General features: G+C 72.1%; 18 protein-coding genes and 1 tRNA gene. 7 read left to right on the forward strand and 12 right to left on the reverse strand.

All coding sequences use genetic code 11. From position 1 onward, the window contains the following. Positions 1–10 precede the first annotated feature (10 nt). On the reverse strand, positions 11–1567 hold the full coding sequence (locus tag OG753_RS17435; RefSeq protein WP_405789098.1) for an RDD family protein: 1557 nt from the start codon (positions 1565–1567) through the stop codon (positions 11–13). A gap of 257 nt (positions 1568–1824) precedes the next feature. Here OG753_RS17435 and OG753_RS17440 point away from each other — a divergent pair, with 257 nt between their 5' ends. Continuing rightward, positions 1825–2304, forward strand: coding sequence for an SsgA family sporulation/cell division regulator (locus OG753_RS17440; RefSeq protein ID WP_327262697.1), 480 nt, complete (start codon positions 1825–1827; stop codon positions 2302–2304). Positions 2305–2348: 44 nt separating this feature from the next. Here the strand turns inward: OG753_RS17440 and OG753_RS17445 are convergent, their stop codons facing one another. Next, the gene (locus tag OG753_RS17445; protein WP_327262698.1) at positions 2349–3731 is read right to left on the reverse strand and encodes an FAD-linked oxidase C-terminal domain-containing protein; all 1383 of its coding nucleotides are present in this window, start codon (positions 3729–3731) and stop codon (positions 2349–2351) included. A gap of 124 nt (positions 3732–3855) precedes the next feature. Here OG753_RS17445 and OG753_RS17450 point away from each other — a divergent pair, with 124 nt between their 5' ends. Beyond that, on the forward strand, positions 3856–5385 hold the full coding sequence (locus OG753_RS17450; RefSeq protein ID WP_327262699.1) for a tetratricopeptide repeat protein: 1530 nt from the start codon (positions 3856–3858) through the stop codon (positions 5383–5385). 139 nt (positions 5386–5524) lie between these two features. Here OG753_RS17450 and hppD read toward each other — a convergent pair whose 3' ends face one another. Then, complete coding sequence (gene hppD / locus OG753_RS17455) at positions 5525–6679, reverse strand: 4-hydroxyphenylpyruvate dioxygenase (RefSeq protein WP_327262700.1); 1155 nt, start codon at positions 6677–6679, stop codon at positions 5525–5527. 141 nt (positions 6680–6820) lie between these two features. On the opposite strand from hppD, the gene OG753_RS17460 reads away from it, so the two are divergent. The 3 genes from OG753_RS17460 (at position 6821) to OG753_RS17470 (ending at position 9365) form a co-directional block, all read left to right on the forward strand. Continuing rightward, positions 6821–7300: an Lrp/AsnC family transcriptional regulator gene (locus tag OG753_RS17460; RefSeq protein ID WP_327262701.1), complete on the forward strand. Its 480-nt coding sequence runs from the start codon at positions 6821–6823 to the stop codon at positions 7298–7300. 75 nt (positions 7301–7375) lie between these two features. Then, positions 7376–7975, forward strand: a complete 600-nt coding sequence (locus tag OG753_RS17465) for a helix-turn-helix domain-containing protein (protein WP_327262702.1) — start codon at positions 7376–7378, stop codon at positions 7973–7975. Positions 7976–8069: 94 nt separating this feature from the next. Beyond that, positions 8070–9365 carry an MFS transporter gene (locus OG753_RS17470; RefSeq protein ID WP_327262703.1) on the forward strand — a complete coding sequence of 432 codons (1296 nt, stop codon included), beginning with the start codon at positions 8070–8072 and terminating at the stop codon, positions 9363–9365. Here OG753_RS17470 and OG753_RS17475 read toward each other — a convergent pair. Then, the gene (locus OG753_RS17475; protein WP_327262704.1) at positions 9295–10092 is read right to left on the reverse strand and encodes a S16 family serine protease; all 798 of its coding nucleotides are present in this window, start codon (positions 10090–10092) and stop codon (positions 9295–9297) included. The genes OG753_RS17470 and OG753_RS17475 overlap by 71 nt on opposite strands. Before the next feature lie 212 nt (positions 10093–10304). After that, positions 10305–10946 carry an IclR family transcriptional regulator gene (locus OG753_RS17480; protein WP_007264382.1) on the reverse strand — a complete coding sequence of 214 codons (642 nt, stop codon included), beginning with the start codon at positions 10944–10946 and terminating at the stop codon, positions 10305–10307. A 437-nt stretch (positions 10947–11383) separates the two neighbouring features. On the opposite strand from OG753_RS17480, the gene OG753_RS17485 reads away from it, so the two are divergent. Beyond that, complete coding sequence (locus OG753_RS17485; RefSeq protein ID WP_327262705.1) at positions 11384–11674, forward strand: hypothetical protein; 291 nt, start codon at positions 11384–11386, stop codon at positions 11672–11674. Between the two features lie 57 nt (positions 11675–11731). Here OG753_RS17485 and OG753_RS17490 read toward each other — a convergent pair whose 3' ends face one another. The 4 genes from OG753_RS17490 to OG753_RS17505 all read right to left on the reverse strand — a co-directional run bounded on the left by OG753_RS17490 (position 11732) and on the right by OG753_RS17505 (position 15764). Further along, positions 11732–13516, reverse strand: coding sequence for a DEAD/DEAH box helicase (locus tag OG753_RS17490; protein ID WP_327262706.1), 1785 nt, complete (start codon positions 13514–13516; stop codon positions 11732–11734). Positions 13517–13652: 136 nt separating this feature from the next. Further along, positions 13653–14063 (reverse strand): type II toxin-antitoxin system death-on-curing family toxin, encoded by a 411-nt coding sequence (locus tag OG753_RS17495; RefSeq protein WP_327262707.1) that lies wholly within the window; start codon positions 14061–14063, stop codon positions 13653–13655. Beyond that, complete coding sequence (locus OG753_RS17500) at positions 14060–14260, reverse strand: hypothetical protein (RefSeq protein ID WP_327262708.1); 201 nt, start codon at positions 14258–14260, stop codon at positions 14060–14062. Before OG753_RS17500 ends, OG753_RS17495 begins: the two co-directional genes overlap by 4 nt. A 52-nt stretch (positions 14261–14312) precedes the next feature. Beyond that, a complete protein-coding gene (locus OG753_RS17505) occupies positions 14313–15764 on the reverse strand; it encodes an MFS transporter (protein WP_327262709.1) in 1452 nt (483 codons plus the stop codon). Positions 15765–15944: 180 nt separating this feature from the next. Here OG753_RS17505 and OG753_RS17510 point away from each other — a divergent pair. Further along, a tRNA-Cys gene (locus OG753_RS17510) sits at positions 15945–16016 on the forward strand. 56 nt (positions 16017–16072) lie between these two features. Here OG753_RS17510 and OG753_RS17515 read toward each other — a convergent pair. From OG753_RS17515 to OG753_RS17525, 3 genes are read right to left on the reverse strand one after another with little or no spacing between them, the layout of a single operon-like run. After that, entirely contained in the window at positions 16073–16618 is a 546-nt protein-coding gene (locus OG753_RS17515) for a hypothetical protein (protein ID WP_405789102.1), read from the reverse strand. Next, the gene (locus tag OG753_RS17520) at positions 16618–18900 is read right to left on the reverse strand and encodes a hypothetical protein (protein WP_405789104.1); all 2283 of its coding nucleotides are present in this window, start codon (positions 18898–18900) and stop codon (positions 16618–16620) included. Before OG753_RS17520 ends, OG753_RS17515 begins: the two co-directional genes overlap by 1 nt. An 8-nt stretch (positions 18901–18908) precedes the next feature. Next, positions 18909–19337, reverse strand: a complete 429-nt coding sequence (locus OG753_RS17525) for a hypothetical protein (RefSeq protein ID WP_327266791.1) — start codon at positions 19335–19337, stop codon at positions 18909–18911. Positions 19338–19346: the final 9 nt, after the last annotated feature.

Here is a 19346-nt window from a genome sequence, read left to right on the forward strand (position 1 = left end):
CCCGAACCGGTCAGCGGGCCACGTACGTCCTGGCCGCCTTGTCGTGCCAGGCCTGGCGGCGCGGGCGGTCCACGAGGCACCAGAGGCTGCCCGGGAGGCCGAGGAAGGCGTACACGAGCCAGCGGCGCAGGGCCGCGCCGAAGGTGGGCGGGCGCAGCGTGGCGGTGGCCAGGACCCGAATGCCGAGCAGCTTCTTGCCCGGGGTGCGGCCCCAACGGGCGGTGGGCAGCGCCTCGTACAGGATCCCGAAGAGGAGGACCGCGCCGAGGACCAGGCCCAGGTGACCGGCGATGGTCGTGTCGAGGAGCCAGACGGTGGTGGTGCGGCCGCTCGCGCGGGCGGCGTCCACCTTGGCCTCGACGTGGGCGGTGGCCCCGGGCAGGAGGGGCCGGGCGACCGCCACCGCGACGGCGGCGAGGACGAGGGAGTCCAGGGCGCGGGCCGTGGCACGGCGCATCAGGCCCGCGGGGCGCACGGCCCGTTCCGCCATCCGCTCGAACACCTCCCGGGGCGTACGGGCCCCCGCGGGGCGGGAGCCGGAGGCGGAGCCGGCCGGGCGTTCCTGCCCGGGGGTGCTCGGCTCCGGGTTCCGGGGCCGGGGCTCGGCGGGAGCGGCCGCCGTCTCGGGCCGCGCCGCGATCCTCGGGCGTACTCCGGCGGGGCGCGGGGCCCACACCTCGGGCCGGTCGGCGGCCGGGGCCTCGGGCGCGGGCACCCGGGCAGGGGTGGGGACGGGGGCCGGCGCCGGGACAGGAACGGGCGCGGGGGCAGGTGCGGCGGCCACCGCCTCGGGCCAGGAGGAGGTGAGCCCGGAGGCACCGGGCCCGCCGGTCCCGGGGGCGTCGGGCCAGGCCTGGGCCGGGGTGCGGTCCTGCGCCGGGGTCCGGTCCTGCGCCGGGGTCCGGTCCTGCGCCGGGGCCTGGGCGGCCGGGGACCGGTCCGGTGCCGGGGCCTGGGCGGCCGGGGACCGGACCGACAGGATCCCGGCGGAGGCCTGCCCGGAACGTCTCGAGGCCGCTGCGGCGGGGGCCGCCGCGGCAGCCGCCGTACGGGCCAGGGAGATGCCCGCGGACCGCGGGGCGGCCTGTCCCGCGCCCGATTCCGGCAGGGGTTCCGGCCGGGGTTCCGGTTCGGGACGGGGCGCGGAACGGGGGGCGGGCTGCGGGTCCGGCGCGCTGCCCCACGACACCCGGTGGTCGCGGGGCCCGCCGAAGCCGGCCTGGTGCAGGGGGTCTGCCTGCCACACCACGGGCTCGGCGGCCGCCTCGGCGACGGGCACAGGAGCCGGGGCCGGGGCGGCGGCGTGCTCCGGCAGCGCCTCGGCCGTGGAGGTGTCGTCCAGGAACACCGGCCCGGTCTCGTCCGCGCGCGGGGCGTGCCCGCCGCGGACGGCGGGGGCGGCGACGGGCGCGGGCGCGGCGGGCGCCGGCTCCGGGGCAGGGGCAGGGCGGCTCGTTCCCGGAACCCAGGCCGCGCCGTTCCAGTAGCGGATGTACCCCGGGATGGACGGATCCGGGTAGTAGCCCTCGCGGGCCGCGTGCTCGCCGTCACCAGGGGAGGCCGTCATGTCCCCAACTCCGATCGTGGCTTGAGGCTTGTGCAAGGGAGGACCATAGCCAAGAACCACCCCCCGGCAGGTCCGGTAACGGGAGAATCCAAGCAAACGAGCGAACGTCACCCTCCATGACGGTTTTCGGTCAGCCGATAGAAATCGGCCAATCTCCGGTTCGCCTCCGGAAGTCGCGTCATACCCGGGCACACCGGTGCTCTCTCCGGGTGTGGGGCGCCGTCCGGCCCCGCACACCGAACCGAAGTGAGGCCGTCATGCACCACCCCGTCATCGAGCGCGAGCTGGAACTGAAGCTGGTCCTGTCCCCCGAGCGCAGCATCCCCGTCCCCGCACGGCTCCTCTACCTCGCGCACGACCCGTACGCCGTGCACATCACCTTCCACACCGGCTCGAACACCCCCGTCAACTGGACCTTCGCGCGCGAGCTGCTCGTGGAAGGGGTGTTCCGCCCCTGCGGGCACGGCGACGTCCGGATCTGGCCCACGAAGGTCGACAACAAGGCCGTGCTCTGCATGGCGCTCACCTCCCCCGACGGTGACGCCCTCCTGGAGGCCCCCGCGACCTCCGTGTCGGCCTGGCTGGAGCGCACCCTGCGCGCCGTCCCGCCCGGCACCGAGACCGACCGCCTCGGCCTCGAGGCGGCGCTGGCCGAACTGCTCACCCCGACCCCGGCCGATGACCTGTGGCTGCGCGACCCGTGGCCGTCGGACGAGTCGGCGGACGGGGACCTGTGATGGCGGGCGGCCGTACGCCCGGCGGCGGACCCCGGCGGGGTACGTCAGAAGAGCTTGCCCGGGTTGAGCAGCCCCAGCGGGTCGAAGGCGTGCTTGACGGCGCGCTGCATCTCCAGCCCCACCGGTCCGAGTTCGCGGGCCAGCCACTCCTTCTTCAGCACGCCGACCCCGTGCTCGCCGGTGATGGTCCCGCCCAGGGAGAGCCCGAGCGCCATGATCTCGCCGAAGGACTCGCGGGCCCGCCGCGTCTCGTCCTCGTCCGCGGGGTCGAAGCAGACGATCGGGTGGGTGTTGCCGTCCCCGGCGTGCGCGCAGACCCCGATGAGCAGGTCGTGCGTACGGGCGATGGCGGCCGTCCCGTCGAGCATCTCGCCGAGCCGCGAGCGCGGTACGCAGACGTCGTCGATCATCGTCGCGGGCCTGAGCGCCTCCAGGGCGGGGAAGGACATCCGCCGGGCCTGGAGCAGCAGTTCGGACTCCGCCTCGTCCTCGGCGGGGACCACGGCGGTGGCCCCGGCGGCCGTGCACAGCTCTCCCACGGCCGCGAGGTCCTCGGGGGCGTGCGGGGTGTCGAAGGCGGCCAGCAGCAGGGCTTCGGTGGCCTCCGGCAGGCCCATCTTTCCGAGGGCGTTGACGGCCCGGACGGTCGTCCGGTCCATGAGCTCCAGCAGGGACGGGGTCAGGCCCGCCTCCATGACGGCGCAGACGGCGTCGCAGGCCGCCGCGACGGTGGGGAACTCGGCGGCCAGCGCCAGCTGACGGGGCGGCGCCGGCCGCAGGGCGAGGACGGCCTGGACGACGACACCGAGGCTGCCCTCGGAGCCGACGAAGAGCCGTGTGAGGTCGTAGCCGGCCACGCCCTTGGCGGTACGCCGGCCCGTGCGCAGCAGCCGTCCGTCGGCCAGGACCACGTCGAGGCCGAGCACGTACTCGGCGGTCACGCCGTACTTGACGCAGCACAGGCCGCCCGAGGCGGTGCCGATGTTGCCGCCGATGGTGCACTGTTCCCAGCTGGAGGGGTCGGGCGGGTAGTACAGGCCGCGGCGGGCGACCTCGCGGGAGAGCACGGCGTTCACCACGCCCGGCTCGACCACGGCGATCCGGTCGACGGCGCTGATCTCCAGGATCCGGTCCATCTTGACGAGCGAGAGCACGATGCAGCCGTCGGAGGCGTTGGCTGCGCCCGACAGGCCCGTCCGGGCGCCCTGCGGGACCACGGGGATCCGTAGCGCGGTGGCGGTGCGCATGACGTGCTGGACCTGTTCCACGGTCCGGGGCAGGACCACGGCGGCCGGGCTGCCGGCGGCGCAGAAGCTGGCCATGTCGGTGGCGTAGGAGGTGGTCACCTGGGGGTCGGTGAGCAGGGATTCGGCGGGGAGCCCTTCGAGCAGGCTTGCCCGCAGACGTGCGAAGAGATCGTCATCCATGGGACCAGCGTGGCAGTCGGCGGGGGCACTTCCCAGGGGTGGCCGAGGGACCATCGGTGTGAACACGCCCGCGCCCCTCTTCGGACACCTCGGCGAGCTCTTCATATTGACGCACAGTGACCCCATGGACCGTATCGACGAGGAATCGCAGACGCCGGCGCCGCCCGTGACCTTCACCGGCCGCAAGACGCTCGTGGCGGCCGCGGTCGCCGTGGTCCTGATCGCCGGGGCCCTGCTGATCCGGCCCGCCCGGACCGGTGACGACGCCCGCCCGCCCGAGCCGAGCGAGCGTGCCGCGTCGGCGGTGGGGATGGGCGCACCCGCGTCGGCGGTGGACGTGACGGCGCTGGTGGCGGACCGGGAGAAGTGGCTCGCGGCGCATCCGGACGACGACGCCTCGTGGGCCGTCCTCGGCTCCGCCTACCTCGAACGGGCACGGCGCACGGCCGATTCGGGCTGGTTCCCGAAGGCGGAGAAGGCGCTGAAACGCTCGCTGGAGGTACGCCCGGCCGAGAAGGGCAACTTCGACGCGATGACGGGCATGGGCGCGCTGGCCAATGCCCGGCGCGACTTCGGGACCGCCCGCAAGTGGGGCGAGCTCGTACGGGCGCAGGCGCCCAAGCGGTGGACGGCGTACCCGGTGCTGGTCGACGCGTACACCGGGCTCGGCGACTACAAGGGCGCGCAGCAGGCGATGGAGCTGCTGCTGGAGATGCGGCCGGGGCTGGCCGCGTACGTCAGGGCCTCGCAGGTCTACCGGGACCGCGGCTGGCGCGAGGACGCGGTGGTGGCGATGGAGCACGCGGCGGGCGCGGCCAAGGCCCCGGCGGAGAAGGCGTACGCGCTGTTCCGGCTCGGGGAGCTGTCCTGGGAGCGGGGCGACGCGACGGAGGCGCTGCGGCAGTACGAGGGTGCGCTGCGCACGGATCCGGCGCAGGCGCAGGCTCTGGGCGGGCGGGCCCGCGTGCTGGCGGCACTGGGGCGCGGCGGGGAGGCGGTGCGCGACTACCGGATGGCGCTGGGCCGGACGCCGGTGCCGCAGCTGGCGCGGGAACTGGGCGAGCTGCTGGAGTCGCTGGGGCGGGCGCAGGAGGCGCGCGCCCAGTACGACGCGCTGGCCACGATGGCGGCCCGGGACAGCGGGAACGGGGTCGACGACGACGTGGTGATCGGCCTGTACGAGGCGGACCACGGCGATGCGGCGGCGGCGGTGAAGCGCCTGTCGCAGGAGTGGTCGCGGCACAAGAGCGTGCAGGTCGCGGACGCGCTGGGGTGGGCGCTGCACCAGGCCGGCGAGGACGCGGCGGCGCTGGAGTACGCGAAGAAGGCCACGGAGCCGGGGCTGCGGAGCGCCGACTTCGCCTACCACCGGGCGATGATCGAGCAGGGGCTCGGTGACGAGGAGGCGGCCCGCCGGCACCTGCAGGAGGCCATGCGGACGAACCCGCACTTCTCGCCGCTGCGCGGGCCGCTGGCGAAGGAGGCCCTGGCGGCGATCGCGGCGCCGCCGCCGGGGGGCCCGGAGAACATCCGGCCGACGGCCCCGTGGGTGGAGCCGGAACTCCCGAAGGCGGCGAAGCCGACCCCGACCCCGGATCCGAAGGCCACGCCGGACCCGAAGGCCACGCCGGCACCGACGCCGTCGGGCCGTTGAGCCGCCGGAAGCACAGGGGCGCCGCACCCGTGCACGGGTGCGGCGCCGGGCCCCCCTCGGGCCGTGCCGTGACGACCCGCTGCCCGGTGCACCGAAGTGGTGCGGGCAGCGCGTCGGATTCTGCGGGCCGAGCCGCAGGCTAGAGGTTGCCGCGCTTGTCCTGCTCGCGCTCGATCGCCTCGAACAGGGCCTTGAAGTTGCCCTTGCCGAAGCCCATCGAGCCGTGCCGCTCGATGATCTCGAAGAAGACCGTCGGGCGGTCCTGCACCGGCTTGGTGAAGATCTGCAGCAGGTAGCCGTCCTCGTCGCGGTCGGCCAGGATCTTCAGCTCGCGCAGCTCGTCGATCGGGACGCGGGTGTCGCCGACCCACTCGCCGAGGGTGTCGTAGTACGTGTCCGGGACGGACAGGAACTGGACGCCCGCCGCGCGCATCGAGCGGACCGTGGAGACGATGTCGTTCGAGGCCAGCGCGATGTGCTGGACACCGGGGCCGTTGTAGAACTCCAGGTACTCGTCGATCTGCGACTTCTTCTTCGCGATCGCCGGCTCGTTGATCGGGAACTTGACCTTCTTGGTGCCGTCCGCGACGACCTTGGACATCAGCGCCGAGTACTCGGTCGCGATGTCGTCGCCCACGAACTCCTTCATGTTCGTGAAGCCCATGACCTTGTTGTAGAACGCGACCCACTCGTTCATCCGGCCGAGCTCGACGTTGCCGACGCAGTGGTCGATCGCCTGGAAGGTCCGCTTGGCCGGGGCCGCGACCATCGGCTCGGCGGCCGCGTAGCCCGGCAGGTACGGGCCGGTGTAGTCACCGCGCTCGACCAGCGTGTGGCGGGTCTGGCCGTAGGTGGCGATCGCGGCCAGCACGACCGTGCCGTGCTCGTCCTTGACCTCGTACGGCTCGTCCAGGCCGCGGGCGCCCTGCTCGACGGCGTACGCGTACGCCGCACGGACGTCGGGGACCTCGATGGCGAGGTCGATCACGCCGTCGCCGTGCTCGGCGACGTGCTCGGCGAGGAAGCGGCCGTGGTCGGTCGTCGCCTTGATGACCGAGGTCAGCACGAAGCGCGCGGAGCCGTTGGTCAGGACGTAGCTGGCCGTCTCGCGGGTGCCCGTCTCCGGTCCGGAGTAGGCCACGAGCTTCATGCCGAAGGCGGTCGAGTAGTAGTGCGCGGCCTGCTTGGCGTTGCCGACGGCGAAGACGACCGCGTCCATTCCCTTCACCGGGAAGGGGTCTGCCTCACGCGCGGTGTGCGGGGTGGTTTCGAGGTTCGCCAGAGACTCAGTCATGACCGCAGAGTCCCGCCGAACCACAAGCTGCGCAATAGTTTCCTCTTTGACTGTACAAACTGCCCAGGATGACCGCAGGCTGGTTGAAACATCTGTGCACTATGACCACCCACGAGCACGCGTGGGAACCCGGAGGCATCCATGGGCATCGACGAACTCGACGGCCGGCTCATCGTCCTGCTCGCCCGCGAGCCGCGGATCGGGGTCCTGGAGGCCTCGCGCCGGCTCGGCGTGGCCCGCGGGACGGTGCAGGCACGCCTGGACCGGCTCCAGTCGAACGGGGTGATCCGCGGGTTCGGCCCGCAGGTGGACCCGACGGCCCTCGGCTATCCGGTGACCGCGTTCGCGACGCTGGAGATCAAGCAGGGGCAGGGGGCCGACGTACGGGCTCACCTGAACGGGGTGCCGGAGGTGCTGGAGCTGCACACGACGACGGGGCACGGGGACATGCTGTGCCGGCTGGTGGCCCGCTCCAACGCCGACCTCCAGCGGGTCATCGACCGCGTCGTCGGCTTCGAGGGGATCGTGCGGGCCTCGACGGCGATCGTGATGGAGAACCCGGTACCGCTGCGGATCATCCCGCTGGTGGAACAGGCGGCGGAGGACGGCACCGGGGCCTGAACCCGGGCAGGCATCCAAAGAAGACGTTGCAAAGAAACCCTTGCATAGAGTTCTTTGGAACTCTATCGTCGAGCCATGCCCGAAAAGCCCCGGCCGCCGGAAGCGGCGACAGAGCCCAAGGTCCGCGCACTCGACGCACGTTCCCTGCGCGGCCTCGCCCACCCCCTGCGGATGCGGATGCTGACCGCTCTGCGGCACGACGGTCCGGCGACCGCGTCCCAACTCGCCGAACGCTTCGGTGAGTCCAGCGGCTCGACCAGCTACCACCTGCGCCAGCTCGCCACCCACGGCTTCGTCGAGGACGCGGTCGGGCACGGCAAAGGCCGCGAGCGCTGGTGGAAGGCCTCCCACGAGGGCAACAGCCTCGACGAGTCACTGATCCAGGACGCCGACCCGGCCACGCGCAGCGCGGCGGAGGTCTTCCTGCGGGAGATCGCCACGACCCACGCGCAGGAGGTCGGCGCCTGGCTCAACGACGCGCCCAACTGGTCGACGCAGTGGCGCAGCGGCTCCGACCTCAGCAACTTCACCCTGCGGCTGACCGCGGCACAGAGCGAGGAACTGCTGCACAGGATGCACGACTTGATCGACAGCTACCGCCGCCTGCCCGAGACGGACGGCACGGAGACGGTCCGTCTCCACACGCACGTCTTCCCGCTCGGCGCGTCCGAGTAGCCCCCTCTTTCCACCGGAACCGAAGGAGCCCTGCCGTCGTGCGCGCCTTAGCCCACACCCGCAGCCAGCCCGAGAGCCACGCGCGGAGCGCCGTATGAGCCGGCGCCCCCTGGTCGGCGTACTGGCCGCCAACACCATTTCCATAGCCGGGAGTTCACTCACCCTCATCGGCGTCCCGTGGTTCGTGCTCCACACCACGAACAGCGCCGGCCGGGCCGGGATCGTCGCCTTCTGCGCCACCCTGCCCGTCGTCGTGGCCGCCCTGGCCGGCGGACCGGTCATCGACCGGATCGGCCGTCGCCGGGTCTCCGCCGCCTCCGACCTGATCAGCGGCCTGTCGGTCGGCGCGATCCCGCTGCTGCACTACGCGGGCGTGCTGGAGTTCTGGATGCTGTGCGCGCTGATGGCCGTCGGCGGCCTGGTGCACACGCCGGGCCTGACCGCCCGCGCCGTGCTCCTGCCGGACCTCGCCGAGCACGCGGGCACCACCATCGCCCGGGCCGCGAGCCTCTACGACGCGGTCTCGCGCGGAGCCCGGATGATCGGGGCCGCGGTGGCGGGACTGCTCATCGCCGCGTTCGGCGCCGAGACCGTACTGCTGCTGGACGCGGCGACCTTCGGGGCGTCGGCGCTGCTGGTCACCGCCTTCCTGCGCGGTGTCCCGGCCGCCGAGCCGCAACGGGCCGCCGGGAAGGCGTCCTTCGGGGCGTACCGCGCCGAACTCGCCGAGGGCTGGGCCTTCATGACCCGCACCCGGCTGCTGCTGGGCATCACCGTGATGGTCATGATGACCAACGGGCTCGACCAGGGCTGGTCGTCCGTCCTGCTGCCGGTGCACGGCCGGGACGCCCTCGGCGGCGCCACCGCCCTCGGCCTGCTGATCTCCCTCTTCGGCGGCTTCGCGCTGCTGGGCGCCCTGCTCTACGGAATGTGGGGCGAGCGCTTCCCGCGCCGCGTGGTGTTCACCGTGGCCTTCCTGCTGTCCGGGGCGAGCCGGTACGTGGTCGCCGCCTTCACCGACACGACGCTGCCGCTCGCAGTGACGATGGCCCTGGCCGGCCTGGGCGTGGGCGTGCTCAACCCGATCCTGACCACGGTCATCTACGAGCAGGTGCCGGAGGCGCTGCGCAGCCGGGTCTCGGGCGTGACCACGGCGGGCTGCGAGCTGACCATGCCGCTGGGCGGACTCGCGGCGGGCCTGCTGGTGGACGGCTTCGGGGTGGGCACGGCGCTGCTGCTGTTCGGCGGAACGTTCTTCCTGACGACGCTCGCGCCCGCGGTCTTCCCCGCCTGGCGCGGGATGGACCCGGAGCCGGCCGTCAGCAGGACGGGGCGGGTTCTCCCCGGTTCAGCGCGCGAAGAGCGTTCACCGCATCCGTCAGCGAAGTGACGGGGACGAGCCGCAGCCCTTCGGGGAGCTCCGACTGGGCGTCCGCGCACTCGGCCTTCGGTACGAGGAACACGCTCGCCCCGTCGCGCCGCGCGGCCTGGGTCTTCAGGGCCACCCCGCCGACCGCGCCGACCTCACCGTCGGCGGTGATGGTGCCCGTACCGGCGATGCTGCGGCCGCCGGTGAGATCGCCGCCGCTGCCGTCACCGTCGAGCTTGTCGATGATGCCGAGGGAGAAGAGGAGCCCGGCGCTCGGGCCGCCCACGTCGGCGAGGTTGAGATCGACCTTCACGTCCTTGGGGTCCTTGTGGAGGAAGCCGAGGGCCGCATCGGTGGCGACCGACTGCGACTTGGCCATTTCCTCCAGATTGTGCTTCTCGATCTCCTCATCGCTTCCGCCCGTGGAGTAGACGGCCTCCCTGGGCATGACCGCTTCATCGGTCTCGAACCAGTGCCCGATGAGCTCGTGCAGCCTCATGGACGAGGACGGGCCGGTGGCCCGGATGGTGGTCATCCGCAGCTCACCCTTGGTCTCCCGGACCGGGGCCCCGGTGACGGTGATGACCGGCTTGCCCTGGTCGGACCCCAGAACGTCGGCCGTCAGCCCCGGGATGGCGACCACGAAGGGAAGCGGCGCGAAGGCCGCGGCGACGAACAGCCCGAGCACGGGCACGGCGCAGACGGCCAGGGCGGCGGGACGCGGCAGACGTGTGAGGCGAGTGAGCACCCGCCCAATCTATCCGCCCACTCCCACCCCACCGGCCCGCCCCGCTCCTTCAGCCCCGCCGACGCCTGAGGCGCTCCTTCAGCCCCGCCGGCGTTTGAGGCGCGGGGGTCCGGGGGCAGCGCCCCCGGCCACGGCGCCGCACGCGGCAACGGCACGGCACGGCACGGCCCGGCAGCGGACCTCACGCGTGAGGACACCGCCGGGCCCGCGGCTCAGCGAAGGGCGTCGGCGACCTCGCGCGCCGCGTCGACCACCCGCGGCCCGACCCGCTCCGGCACCGCATCCGCCAGCATGACGACGCCGACGCTGCCCTCCAGCCCGGTGATGCCCACGAGCGGCGCGGCGGCGCCACTGGCGCCCGCTTCCAGCTCTCCGTGGGTCAGCGTGTACCCGGGTTCGATGAGCGAGCCCTGACGGGCGGCCAGGATGGCCCGCCCGGCGGCCCCGCGGTCCAGCGGGTGGCGGAAGCCGGCCCGGTAGGCCACGTGGTAGTCCGTCCAGGTCGGCTCCACGACGGCGACGGCCAGCGCCTCGGTGCCGTCGACGAGGGTCAGGTGCGCGGTGGCACCTATGTCCTCGGCGAGGGACCGCAGCGCGGGCAGGGCGGCCTCGCGTACGAGCGGGTGGACCTGCCGGCCCAGCCGCAGCACTCCGAGGCCGACCCGGGCCCGGCCGCCGAGGTCACGGCGGACCAGGGCGTGCTGTTCGAGGGTGGCGAGGAGCCGGTAGACCACGGTGCGGTTCACACCGAGGCGGTTGGAGAGCTCGGTGACGGTCAGACCGTGGTCGGTGTCGGCGAGCAGTTTGAGGACTCTGAGCCCTCTGTCGAGAGTCTGGGAGGTTTCCGCGGTCACGACGCCTCTCCCTCTTTCGGTGAGCGGCGGTGACTCTCGGGGCGGCACGCCGCCGGTCCCGCGGCGACGCACGGAGAGGCCGCCGGTAGCGGCCATTGCACCGGCTGCGCTCCCGCGGCGGCGCTGCCACGGTGCGTTTGTTGCGGGGACAGTAGCGAGCGGGTCCGCTCAGCGGAAGGGCTCGTCCAGAATCCGGGCGCTCACTACCTGTTTATGCCGTTTCCTGATCGGCCTCGGTGTCAATTCGTGACCTCGATTGCCACAGGACGTCTTTGCCGCCCCATTACTCTGAGCATGTTCAAAACGATGGTGATCGGCTCCAGGGGGGATGCGCGCACGCGCACCTGGGGCCGCACGAGGCCGGGAAGGGCGGGCAGACCGGGAAGGCCGAGGAGCAGGCCGCCACCGCGGGTCCGAGGCGCGAGTTCTCTCTGTACGTGGACCGCTCGGGCCGCCCGGCGGTCGACGACTGCTCGCTCGCACTGGTCCTGTGGATGCTCGACACCTTCGGCCGGGAGGCGAGCGACATCCGGGCGGAGGTCTGCGCCCCCGATTCCGAGGGCACCCGGGGCCGGCACCCCGTTGCGGCGGACGGATCCGCGGAGGTGTACTCCTTCAGCCTGGCCGACCTTGATGTCGAAAAGAACGAGGTCTTCGACCTCAAGCTTCGGATGAAGTTCGGCAAGGCGCCCCTCCCTCCCGCTTCTCGTAGCGGCGAAGCCCCGTAACGGCGGACGGGGTCCGTGCGAAACACCGCACGGACCCCGTCCCCACTCCGTATGAACTCACCGCATACGGGTGGCCCACTCCTGCACCTTCTTGATCCGCTCGCGCAGCTGCCCCGCGGTCGCCTCGGCGCTCGGCGGACCTCCGCACACCCGGCGCAGCTCCGTGTGGATCACCCCGTGCGGCTTCCCGCTCTGGTGGACGTACGCGCCCACCATCGTGTTCAGCGACTTCCGCAGTTCCAGCAGCTCCTTGTGCGAGACCACGGGCCGCCGGTCGGCCGGCAGCTCCAGCAGGTCCGCCTCCGAGTCCGGCTTGCGCCGGCTGTGCGCGATCTGCCGCGACTGCCGCTTCTGCAGCAGCATCTGCACCTGGTCCGGCTCCAGCAGCCCGGGGATGCCGAGGTAGTCCTGCTCCTCCTCGCTGCCCGGGTGCGCCTGCATGCCGAACTCGGCGCCGTCGTAGAGGACCCGGTCGAAGACCGCGTCGGACTCCAGCGCCTCGAAGGACATCTGCTCCTCGTCGCCGGTGTCCTCGTCCTCCTGCTTGTTCGCCTCGTCCATCTCCTTCTCGGACTCGGCGTACGGATCCTCCTCGCCCTGCTTCTTCGGCTTGTCGAGGACGTGGTCCCGCTCGACCTCCATCTCGTTGGCGAAGCCGAGGAGATAGGGAATGGTCGGAAGGAAGACGGACGCGGTCTCGCCGCGCCTGCGCGAACGCACGAAGCGCCCGACGGCCTGCGCGAAGAACAGCGGGGTCGAGATGGTGGTGGCGTAGACGCCGACCGCGAGGCGCGGTACGTCGACGCCCTCGGACACCATCCTGACCGCGACCATCCAGCGGCTGCCGTCCTCGCTGAACTCGTCGATCCGCTTCGAGGCGCCGGTGTCGTCGGAGAGCACCACGGTCGCCTTGGTGCCGGTGATCTCCTTCAGCAGCTTGGCGTAGGCGCGCGCCGACTCCTGGTCGGAGGCGATGACGAGGCCGCCGGCGTCCGGGATGCCCTTCCTGACCTCCGTGAGCCGCTGGTCGGCGGCCCGCAGCACGTTCGGCATCCAGTCGCCGCGCGGGTCCAGCGCCGTGCGCCAGGCCTGGGAGATGGCGTCCTTGGTCATCGGCTCGCCGAGCCGGGCGGCGATCTCGTCGCCGGCCTTGGTCCGCCAGCGCATGTTGCCGCTGTAGGAGAGGAAGATGACCGGCCGGACGACGCCGTCGCCGAGCGCGTTGCCGTAGCCGTAGGTGTAGTCGGCGGAGGACCGCCGGATCCCGTCGTTCCCCTCCTCGTACGCGACGAAGGGGATCGGGTTCGTGTCGGACCGGAAGGGCGTTCCGGTCAGCGCCAGGCGCCGGGTGGCCGGGTCGAAGGCCTCCAGGCAGGCCTCGCCCCAGGACTTCGAGTCACCGGCGTGGTGGATCTCGTCGAGGATCACGAGGGTCTTGCGCTGCTCGCAGCGGTTGCGGTGCAGCATCGGGCGCACGCCGACACCGGCATAGGTGACGGCGACCCCGTGGTAGTCCTTGCTGAGCGGTCCGGCGGAGTACTCGGGGTCGAGCCGGATGCCTATCCGGGCCGCCGCCTCCGCCCACTGCTTCTTCAGGTGCTCGGTCGGCGCGACGACGGTCACCTGCTGGACGATGTGGTGGTGCAGCAGCCACGAGGCGAGGGTGAGCGCGAAGGTGGTCTTGCCGGCGCCGGGCGTGGCGACCGCGAGGAAGTCCCGCGGCTGGCTCTGGATGTAGCGGTCGAGCGCCCCCTGCTGCCATGCACGCAGCTTGTTGGCGGTACCCCAGGGGGCACGGCCGGGGAAGGCGGGTGAGAGATGGTGGGAGGCGGTAGTAGTCACGGTCTCCGGTTCGTGCTCTCGGCGTATCTGGTACGGGTGGCAGGCAGTCGTACGTAGGACAACCGGGCCACCCTACCGGCCCGGGCCCGCCCCTCGCGGAGGGACAGGCCCGTGACCTCGGCGGGTGCGGCGAGCGTCACACCGCTTCGGTCAGCGCCCTCAGTCGGCGGGCGATCCGCGCGACTTCCGTCTCGCCTCCGGCGGCCACGTCGATGACCAGGCCGTAGGCGGCCTCCTGGTCCGCATCGCCGAGGTCGACGCCGTTCACGGCGAGGAAGGTCGCCGCGGCGAGCCAGGCGGTGCGCTTGTTCCCGTCGACCAGGGGGTGGTTCGTGGCGAGGGCGTGGAGCAGCGCGGCGGCCTGCTCGTACAGGTCCTCGTAGGCCGGAGTCCCGAACATGCGGGCCCGGGGCCGGTGCACGGCCGACTCCAGCAGCCCGGGGGCCCGCAGCTCCACGGGCTGGTCCTGTGCCAGGCAGGCGTGCCGGGCGAGGTCCAGGACCTCGGCGAGCGTGAGGTGGCGCACCGGGGCCGTGACGGCGCTCATGCGCCGAGCCGCTTCAGCAGGGGCGCGTGCCGCAGCGCGAGCCGTCCCGCCTCGGCCCCGACCCGGTCCCGCTCGGCCCGCAGCCGTGCCCGCACGGCGTCGAGCGCGAACTCCTCGGGCGTGCGGCCGGTGGCGTCGGCCAGGTCGGCCCATTGCGCCCGCTCCGCGTCGGACAACCGGATGATCAACTCGTTCATGGCGGGAACGGTAGTGCCGGCGCCGGTCCGGACGCACCCGGATTCCCGGCGCTCACACCTTCGCGGGCTCCAGCCGGGTCGCCACCCACGCGCCGACCAGCGCCACGCAGGCCATCGGCAGGAACACGGCGGCGAACGCGGCCGGGTGCGAGGCCGGGGCTCCGGAGGTCACAGCGTGCGCGGCGCCCACCGCGCCGCCCCCCAGTGCGGCGAAGGCGGCGCCCCCGCCGGCCAGCAGCACCACGTTCGCCAGCGCGTCCGAGATCTGCAGCGAGGCCGAATTGGAGCCCGCCTCCTCCGGGGCCGACAGCTGGAGCAGCAGCACGCTCGTGGAACCGATCACCAGGCCCATGCCGAGGCAGCCGACCGCCCATGCCAGCGCCAGCGTCCACACGGGCACGGACTCGATCAGCACGGCGGGCGCCGCGGCGATGGCCAGGGCCACCAGCACCATCCCGCTCACCATCAGCCGTTCCCGGTACGGCGCCATCCGCCCCTTGGACTGCACCCACGAGCCGCCCGCCCAGGTGAGCCCGCCCAGCGCGAGCGAGAACCCGGCCATCGTCGGGCTCAGCCCCCGCTGGGTGACCAGCATCAGCGGTACGAAGCTCTCCGCGGCGACGAACGACCCGGCGGCCACCCCGCGCAGCAGCACCACGGACGGCAGCCCGCGCCGCGCCAGGTAGGTCCCGCGCGGCAGCAGCCCCAGCACGGCGGGCACCAGCAGGACCGCGCCCGCGATGCCCGGCACCAGCGACAGCCACCGCAGGTCCTGGGCGGCGTACTGGAGCAGCCCCGCCCCCACCGAGATGCCGAAGGCGAGCCGGATCCGCCGCCGGTCGAAGGCCATGGGCGGGGCGTCGGCGTCGACGGGTCCGGACGCGGTGCGCCGTATCGCGGGGAGCGCCACCACGAGGGGGACCACGACCAGCGCCGGTATCCCGAGGAAGACCCACCGCCACCCGAGGTGCTCGGTGACGGTCCCGGAGGCCAGCGGCCCGACGATCGAGGGCACCACCCAGCTGGCGGCGAAGGCCGCCATGATCGCGGGCCGCAGCCGCTCCTCGTAGGCCCGGCTGACGACGACGTAGAGGGCGACGATGACCAGCCCGCCGCCGAAGCCCTGCACGGCCCGGCCGAGCACGAACACCCACATGGCTCCGGCCGTCCCGGAGATCACGAGCCCGGAGGCGAAGGCGCCGATCCCGATGGTCAGCGGCCGCAGCGGCCCCTGCCGGTCGGCCCACTGACCGGCCAGGACCATGCCGAAGAGGCTGGTCGTGAAGTAGGCGGAGAAGGCGAAGGCGTAGAGCCCGATCCCCTCCAGCTCGCGCGCGGCGACGGGCATGGCCGTGCCGACGGCGGTGGCCTCGAAGGCGATGAGGAAGACGACGGAGATGATCCCGATGCTGAGCGTCCGGTACGCGGGCCCGAGGATCCCGCCCCGGGGCGGGGGCGGGATCGGTGCGGTTCTCTGGGGCACGCGGGGTTCAAGGGCGCTCATCGCCCCAGAGTAAGGTGCGTAGCCCTGCATCGACCCTGTCTTTTAGACGGATCCGGCTCTCGTCCCGAAGTCCTAGGTCGCCGGACTGTGAACGCGGCATGGCAGTCGCATTGCACGGCCGCCGAACCCCTTCCCGCCCCCCGCGGGCCCCCCGTACGGTCGTGCACATCACCACCTCACAGCCGTGTGCCCGAGTGGTTGAGGGACTCGCCTGCAAAGCGGGTTACGCCGGTTCGATTCCGGTCACGGCTTCGCGGCGGGCCGCTCAGGGGCAGGCGCACCCCTGAGCGGCCTTCGCCTTTTCCGGCTCAGGCACCGCAGCCGGTCTGCTCCCTGGCGAAGTCGAGGTACTTCTTCATGAGCCCCGCGAACAAGGGGCGGCGTTCCTCCTGCTTGATCTGCTCCGTCGAGCCGTCGAGCCACAGCTTGAGCTCGAAGGCATCGGCGGGGCCGTTGCAGGAGAGGAAGATCGCGGCACCGCTGTCCCACAGCTTGCTGTTCTCGGCGAAGGCAAGCGGCTCCGGTTTCTGCTCGTCGACCGCAGGAGCCCAGAAGAAGTGCTGCCCGTGCGGCAACCGCTCCGCCGAGGCGAAGAAGCGGGTCTTCCCGTCCACATAGATGTTGCAGATCGCGCTCTTCCGGCCGGCGCTCAGACGAACGTCGGCCGGCCCGTCCACCTGCACCTTCTCCCCCGTGCCCATGAAGGGCGCGAGCTCCGTCGGCGTGAAGGCCCCGAAGCAGGTGGAAGCGGGCAGCTCGGGCGCAGCCGACGTCTTGCCTTCGGAGCAGCCGGCGAGCAGTGCCGCCCCCATGGCGACGGTGACGACCACACGAGGGGTGCGGGGACGGAACATCAGGATCCTCCGTTCATGGTGGCCACCAGGTCCCGGCCGACCGAGTAGGCGTTCGCCGTCTCCGTTGACGCGACACCGGCGTAGGAGTCGATGGTCCGCTCGGACAATCCGGATCCGCGGGCTGCGATCCGGACCGAGGCCGCGGCCGAGTCGGACGCGCCGGTCTGCGCGCGCACGTACTCCTCGCCCGCCTTCTGGTTGCTGTCCTCGACCTTCTTCGCCGCGTCCTTCTGGGCCCCCTCGACCACGCTCTCCGTGATGTCCTCCTGAAGCCATTCGACGACGTCGCCGGCCAACGGCACCAGTTCGAGGTACTTGCCGCCCGCCGCGGTGATACCGCGGTTGACCCACTTGGCGTTGTCCTCGACGCCCTTGACGTACTCCTCCTGCTTGTGGGCGTTCTCGCCGAACGTGCCCTCAGCACGGGCCTCGGACAGCATGCCGGCGATCTGTCCGCCGGGGTGCACCGCGACCTTGACGGCCGCATCGACGTCGTCGTACTCGCCCCGGTGGTCGAACACGTCGTTGACCAGTGCTGTGGTGAAGGTGCGCTGGGCGGTGGTCATCGCACCGTAGGCGTCCGGATCCTGGCCCACCGCGCCGATGAACCGAGCCATGCCGGCCTTGTCGAACTCGGCCATCTCGCCGTTGGCCTTGATCGTCCCGCTGCCGTTCTCCGCGGCGGCCTGCATGTCCGGCATGTACTCGGCCGCCATCTGGCCGAAGTGCCCGGACAGCCCGTTCAGCGGCCCGTCCGGTTCCTTCGGGTCCGCGTCGACCAGCTCCGGCTTGTCGCCGATCTTCTCGACGACCCGTTCCATGACGGCCGCCATCTCCTTGGTGTGTGCCACCGGCGGGGAATCCTCGTCGCCGGGGCTCCGGTGCGAGACCGCCGCCATCAGGGCATCGCCGACGGCCTGCTGGGCCGGGTGCAGCTCACCGGTCCGCGAGATGTCGAAGCTGTCCATGTACGGCTTCTTGTCGAGCATGTAGTCGACCATGCCCTGATCCTTGCCGTGCTGCCCCGAGACCGGCTTGTCGTCCTTCGTGACGATGCCGTCCTTGTTGCTGTCCTCGCGGACCGGCTCGTTGAAGAAGGCCGTCGCGGCGTCCGGGTTGTTGCCCAGCGCCTCCATCAGGCCGGTCAGCGGGTAGAAGCCGCGGCCGTCCTTGCCCTGGCTGAGGACCGACTCCAGTCCGTACGGGGTGTGGAACTCCCAGGCCCGCGGGTCCTTGCGGTCCATGGCGACCATGTCCCGGCCGACGGAGGTGAGGAACTCCGTGTCGTACTTCCCCTCGCGCAGCAGCGCGCCCAGGGCCTGGTAGCCGTAGATCTGCTGCACTCCGCCGTAGACGGCCATCTCCTTGCGGCCCGCCTTCATCAGCTGGGTGGTCCAGGTCGCATCGAGGTGGTTCGGGACGTCCTTGTGCGTCGCGAGGCCGAGCATCGCGCCCATGTCGCTCTGGATGTTCGCGACCATCAGCGCGCGGTCCTTGCCGGGCGCCCCCAGACCGGTCGCGTCGAGGGACATCTTGGAGTACATCTCCAACGTGCCCTCGGCGCCGATCGTCCGGTAGAAGCCCGTGGAGAACTCCGGGTCCGTGCGGTTGTCGTCGAGCAGTTCCTCCAGCTCGCGCAGCGCCTCGACGTTGCGGGCCGTGCCGCCCTCGCCGGTGACCTTCTTCATCAGATCGGCGGCTCGGGAGGCCTGTTCGGCATCGAGGGTGGTGAACTTCGGTCCACTGAAGTCGTGTTCGTCGGCGACGTTCGCCTGGAGGACCCGGACCAGGGAGTCATCGGCGTCCTGGGCGTCCTCGACCGCCCGGTTGATCCGGGTCTGCCACGCGTTGCGGGCCGCGTTCAGGGTCGCCTGGTAGTCGGGGTCGTGCCGGGCCGCGTTCCGCTCGCCCTCGGTGGGCAGCGGGATGGCGGTGACCCGCCCGTCCGCATCGACCTTGAAGCCGGCCGCCGGGGCCTCGGCGGCGAGCTTCTTCAGCTCGTCCTGGGCGGCCTTGAACGTCGCGTGCGCGTCGGCGAGGACCTGGCGCATGCCCTTGGCGGCCTTGGCCGCGTCCTCGAACTCCTTGGCCGTCTTGTCGACGAACCCGCGCGCCACTCCTGCGGTGACCCCGCTCCACTCGGCCTTGTCGGACTTCGCCTTCATGCCGTTGCGAGCGGCCTCGGCCATCTCGTCCAGCTTGCCGGCCATCGCCGTCCAGTCGGTGACGGCGCTCTGGAGCTTGCCCAGGGGCGCGTTCATCACGTTCTCGTACGTCAGCATGAAGGCGCCTACTTGAGGTATTTGTCTATCGCGGATGCGGTGAAGTCCGCATGGAGCTGCTGCTCGTCCTTGGCGTGGGAGGAGAGCGAGTAGTTCAACCCGTTGGAGATGTTGGCGCAGGCGGCCACGAGGGTCTTCACCTGGCTCTCCCACGCACTGCTGGCCTTGAGCAGCGCCGCCCCGCTCGCGAAGCCCTCCTTGGTGAGGGCCCCGGCCGCCTCGGCGGTGGCGGTGGCGGCGTGCTTGCCGTCGGTCTGCAGGCGCGTGTGCAGCTTGTACGCCTCGGAGCCGATCGCCCCGATGTGGTCCTGATTGAGCTCGAGGTCACCGCCACCGCCACCACCACCGCCGGGGTCGGTGGGCACCTGATTGAGGCGCATGGTGACATTGGCGGAGGCCGAGGCGCGAGCCGCCGACCATTCCTCGTCGAACGACATTGCGTGCAC

Source organism: Streptomyces sp. NBC_00029, from assembly GCF_045160505.1.
Taxonomy (GTDB): Bacteria; Actinomycetota; Actinomycetes; order Streptomycetales; family Streptomycetaceae; genus Streptomyces.

Coding starts and splice junctions, on each gene's coding strand:
- OG753_RS17505 (WP_327262709.1), bottom strand. CDS start 15,764: ATGAGCGCCCTTGAACCCCGCGTGCCCCAGAGAACCGCACCGATCCCG.
- OG753_RS17470 (WP_327262703.1), top strand. CDS start 8,070: ATGAGCCGGCGCCCCCTGGTCGGCGTACTGGCCGCCAACACCATTTCC.
- OG753_RS17445 (WP_327262698.1), bottom strand. CDS start 3,731: ATGGATGACGATCTCTTCGCACGTCTGCGGGCAAGCCTGCTCGAAGGG.
- OG753_RS17450 (WP_327262699.1), top strand. CDS start 3,856: ATGGACCGTATCGACGAGGAATCGCAGACGCCGGCGCCGCCCGTGACC.
- OG753_RS17520 (WP_405789104.1), bottom strand. CDS start 18,900: ATGCTGACGTACGAGAACGTGATGAACGCGCCCCTGGGCAAGCTCCAG.
- OG753_RS17500 (WP_327262708.1), bottom strand. CDS start 14,260: ATGAACGAGTTGATCATCCGGTTGTCCGACGCGGAGCGGGCGCAATGG.
- OG753_RS17435 (WP_405789098.1), bottom strand. CDS start 1,567: ATGACGGCCTCCCCTGGTGACGGCGAGCACGCGGCCCGCGAGGGCTAC.
- OG753_RS17515 (WP_405789102.1), bottom strand. CDS start 16,618: ATGTTCCGTCCCCGCACCCCTCGTGTGGTCGTCACCGTCGCCATGGGG.
- OG753_RS17465 (WP_327262702.1), top strand. CDS start 7,376: ATGCCCGAAAAGCCCCGGCCGCCGGAAGCGGCGACAGAGCCCAAGGTC.
- OG753_RS17525 (WP_327266791.1), bottom strand. CDS start 19,337: ATGTCGTTCGACGAGGAATGGTCGGCGGCTCGCGCCTCGGCCTCCGCC.
- OG753_RS17440 (WP_327262697.1), top strand. CDS start 1,825: ATGCACCACCCCGTCATCGAGCGCGAGCTGGAACTGAAGCTGGTCCTG.
- hppD (WP_327262700.1), bottom strand. CDS start 6,679: ATGACTGAGTCTCTGGCGAACCTCGAAACCACCCCGCACACCGCGCGT.
- OG753_RS17460 (WP_327262701.1), top strand. CDS start 6,821: ATGGGCATCGACGAACTCGACGGCCGGCTCATCGTCCTGCTCGCCCGC.
- OG753_RS17495 (WP_327262707.1), bottom strand. CDS start 14,063: ATGAGCGCCGTCACGGCCCCGGTGCGCCACCTCACGCTCGCCGAGGTC.